Annotated in this window: 5 protein-coding genes; all 5 read right to left on the bottom strand. The window is 55.2% G+C overall.

From position 1 onward, the window contains the following. Positions 1–633 (bottom strand): Ldh family oxidoreductase (locus tag ABJQ89_RS00260; RefSeq protein WP_348494276.1); only part of this gene is annotated, 633 nt, incomplete at its 3' end. Between the two features lie 57 nt (positions 634–690). After that, positions 691–1,437, bottom strand: coding sequence for a hypothetical protein (locus tag ABJQ89_RS00255; RefSeq protein WP_348494275.1), 747 nt, complete (start codon positions 1,435–1,437; stop codon positions 691–693). Between the two features lie 98 nt (positions 1,438–1,535). Continuing rightward, positions 1,536–2,219 (bottom strand): ABC transporter ATP-binding protein, encoded by a 684-nt coding sequence (locus ABJQ89_RS00250; protein WP_348494274.1) that lies wholly within the window; start codon positions 2,217–2,219, stop codon positions 1,536–1,538. Continuing rightward, positions 2,212–3,498, bottom strand: coding sequence for a lipoprotein-releasing ABC transporter permease subunit (locus tag ABJQ89_RS00245; protein WP_348494273.1), 1,287 nt, complete (start codon positions 3,496–3,498; stop codon positions 2,212–2,214). Before ABJQ89_RS00245 ends, ABJQ89_RS00250 begins: the two co-directional genes overlap by 8 nt. A 26-nt stretch (positions 3,499–3,524) precedes the next feature. Beyond that, positions 3,525–3,967: DUF2937 family protein (locus ABJQ89_RS00240; protein WP_348494272.1), on the bottom strand; the 443-nt coding region annotated here is incomplete at its 5' end.

The following is a 3,967-nucleotide window of genomic DNA, read 5'->3' as shown; positions in this document are numbered from 1 at the left end:
GGTTGTTGGTTGTCCATCCGCATCCACGGCCCAGCCTTCTGGAATCGCTTCTCCCGCCGCTTTGGCCATTGTGATCCGTCCCAAAGCAACTGTTGTTGTGGATTGATCGAAGGACATTGCAATGCCGCCGGTTTCATTTGGCACTGCAAACGCCATCGGATTGGTGCCAATGGCGCGGGTTTTGCCGCCGGGGGGGGCCACGATGGGCGAGGCATTGGTCATACCCATTGCGATCAAACCATGACGCGCAGCCATTTCGGTGAAGTAGCCAAGCGCTGTGCAGGTGTGCGTGCGATGAAGCGCGACAGAGACCGTGCCCGTTTCTTTTGCGGCGCTGATCGCTTGATCCAACGCGGCTGCGAACGCCGGTTGGGCAAATCCGTTGTTCCCGTCCACTTCAATACGCGATGGCAAGGGGCGGCTGACGCTTGGCGTGGCTGTTCCATCAACACGACCGCTCACCAGCTGTTGGCAATAGCTTTCGACATAGTAGAGCCCGCAGATCCGGTTGTTGCGCGCTTCCGCCCAAGCGACGGCACGCGCCATTTCCGCCGCAATACTGTCATTGGCTCCATGCGCTTTTAACGCAGCGTTGGTGATCTCTTCGATCTCATTGACGAATATCTGTGGCATGGCTCTTCCTCGCTAGTGTCGCGAGACCGTGACGATACCGCCATGATCGGTCAAGCCCTAGGTGGTTCGCGTATCCACAAAACTAATCACAGAGGTATCAATCTCTTCTGTAAGGCCATCCAACTCAACGCTGCTGCCATCAGAGAAGCTGAGCAAGACACCTGTATTCGTGACAGACTGTTCTGCAAGCGTCGGAGCGGTATCGCTCTGATGTTCCACGACAATCACGTCTTCAAGGCTATCGAAATCTGCAATGACGGCATTGCCCGTCGTCGTTTCTGCGCGCACAAATGTATCTGCGCCCTCACCGCCCGTCGCGGTGTCGTCATCGCCAAGGGTGATCTCATCATCGCCTTCGCCGCCGCTCAGAACATCCGCGCTTTCATCATCCACATCATCAATCAGCGCGCCAAAGATATTGTCGTTGCCAAGACCACCTTCAATCGTGTCGGCACCTGCGCCGCCAACCAACGTGTCATTCCCGTCGGCTCCATCGACCACGTCATCGCCATCGCCCGCTTCGATCAAATCATCATTTTGCGAACCTGTGATCGTCTCGTCGTCCAAATCAACGGGTTCGTCGTCTTCGCCTTCATCAGTCGTTTCTTCGTCGCTTGCCTCTTCGTCGGCTGTCTCCTCGTCTTCAGCGGCTAGCGCTTCGTCAAGCGGGTTGCTGCCACCTTCGACAGGCTCTTCTGTTGTCTCTTCAGTTTGATCTTCTTCATCCGTCTCTTCAGAAGATTCGAAAAAAGACGTCCCAAACATGGTGAGACCACTCAACAAAACAAGCAAAATTGGTGACATAAGACTTTCCTAACGAAGTAAACAGACGCACTGATGACGGTTAACTATCGTTAAGATACGCAGTGAACTTGTCAAGAATTTGACGGATTAAGGCCCGTTCAAAGGGCCACAAGTGCACCGCCCTCGAGGCGCATCTGTCGATCCATCCGGCCAGCCAGTTCCAAATTGTGGGTCGCGATTACCGCAGACAAACCTGTCCCGCGCACAAGCTCCATCAGCGCAGCAAAGACTTGATCGGAGGTTTCTGGATCAAGGTTCCCAGTTGGTTCATCCGCAAGCAAAAGGCGCGGCGCATTTGCAAGCGCTCGGCAAAATGCGACGCGCTGCTGCTCCCCGCCAGAAAGTGCCGCCGGGCGGTGATCCGCGCGATGCGAGACACCAACACGGGTCAACAGATCGAGGGCGCGTTCCTCTGCCTTCGCAGCGGCAATGCCATTGGCCAGTTGCGGAAGCACAATATTTTCTAGCGCCGTAAATTCTGGCAGCAAATGATGGAATTGATACACAAACCCAACATCTTCGCGGCGGATTGCAGTGCGTTTGCGATCGCTCAGGCCTGTCACATCTTGCCCTGCTATTTTAACCGAACCCGCATCGGGCGTATCGAGCAACCCAGCAATATGCAGCAACGTAGATTTGCCCGCACCGGACGGGGCGACCAGTGCAACAATTTCACCTGCGTTCACGCTCAAATCAATCTCGCGCAGCACGGTGACTTCGTTTTCGCGCCCTTGATTATAGGATTTAGCGATACCGCTCAGCTCTAGCGTTGGATCACTCATAGCGCAGTGCCTCCACAGGGTTCATACGGGCCGCGCGGCGCGCTGGGAAAATAGTGACAACAAATGACAGGCCGAGGGACAAGATGACAGCCGACATGACGTCTTCAAGGCGCAGCTCAGCTGGCAAATTGTAGATGCCGCGCACTGCGGGATCCCAAACGCCGCCACCAGAGAAATAGTTCACCGCAGAGAAAATCGGATCGATGTAAATCGCGAACAAGCATCCGAGAATGACGCCCATCGCTGTCCCAATGATCCCCGTAAATGCACCGCAAATGAAAAACACCCGCAAGACCGAGCCTTCACTGAGGCCCATCGTGCGCAAGATACCAATGTCACGGCCCTTGTTCTTCACGAGCATGATGAGGCCCGAAACGATGTTCATCGCCGCGATCAACACAAGGATGGACAGGATCACGAACATCACATTATCCTCGACCTCAAGTGCGCGCAAAAAGCCACCCGATGCATCTGTCCAAGCCCAAAGCTGAGCACGATCCCCGCCTGCCCGCAATAGATCGAGCTGGATCGCATCAATCTCTTCCGGCTCTTCAACCATGACTTCGATCTCATCCACCGCGCCTTCGCGATTGAAGAAACTTTGCGCTTCAGCGAGCGGCATATACACTCGTGTTCGATCTATATCGTAGCGCCCTGCGGTGAAAACATAAGTGATTTCATAGGCTTTGACTCGCGGGCTGGTGCCAAAGGCCGTCTTGACACCATTCGGTGAAATAATCTTGATGCGGTCCCCGACGCTCACGTTGAGCTCGCGCGCGACGCCAGAGCCGATGGCAATCCCACTCTCAAAACGATTGATATCACCATCGAAGCTCTCAGGGTCTGCGACTTTGGGGATCGTTAGCAGGTTCGCTTTCGTGATCCCGTAAATTTCAACACCAGTGTTGCGCCCCGCCTTATTGCCCATGACCTGTCCACGCACCAGCGGGGCCGCGCGCGTGACGCCTTCCACCTGGCTGAGACGTTCGGCCATTTCATCATAATCGTAAATCTTGCGATCAAGGCGTCCGTATTCATCGACAGCCGCTGATTTGTAGACCGTCACATGGGCGTTCGCGCCCAAGATCGTACCGACGAAATCAGTCCGAAAGCCCGAGCGCACAGCAAGCGTCGCAATAAGCGCAAACACCGCCAACGTGATGCCAATCAGGCTGATCCAAGTCATCACACTCACGCCACCCTCGGCGCGTTTGGCGCGCAAATAGCGCCATGCGATCATCCACTCAAAGCGGGCAAAAGGAATTGGGGTCTTGGACACTGCTCACGGCTCCCATTTGGGATTGATTATGCCTCAGACCTGCGACGAAACAGGGAAAAAGGCAAGCGTAGCAGCCAAATAAGCGTTGAAAACAGCATAAGACCGCCCAGAAACCCTAAAGCGGCAAAGATGATGCCCTCAAACGTCACTGGCATCGCGGGTTTATAGTTTTCCCAAACGCGCCCCGCCAGCTCACCATCGGTAAAGCGCGCCGCATATTTTGCGCGGCTAAACGGACCGAGACCCTGCATTTGTTCAAGATCATGGGACAAACGGTCGTGGCGCTCAATCGTGCTGACCATTGTATCAGCGCGCGCAGCGCCCATCTCGCCGCCTTTGGCCAGATCAACCAGCGCCGCTTCGCGCGTCATATCAAGGCTAGCCGCATCCGCGTCAAAGTCGCTCATAAAACGCGAAAGTTCATCTACAGCGCCGCCAAGGCGCTGCACATATTGTTGCGAATATTCTG

Source organism: Planktotalea sp. (genome assembly GCF_039984035.1).
In the GTDB taxonomy this organism is placed as follows: domain Bacteria; phylum Pseudomonadota; class Alphaproteobacteria; order Rhodobacterales; family Rhodobacteraceae; genus Planktotalea.
The sequence above is the reverse complement of the archived record's forward strand: the minus strand, read 5'-3'. Positions and strand labels throughout refer to the sequence as shown.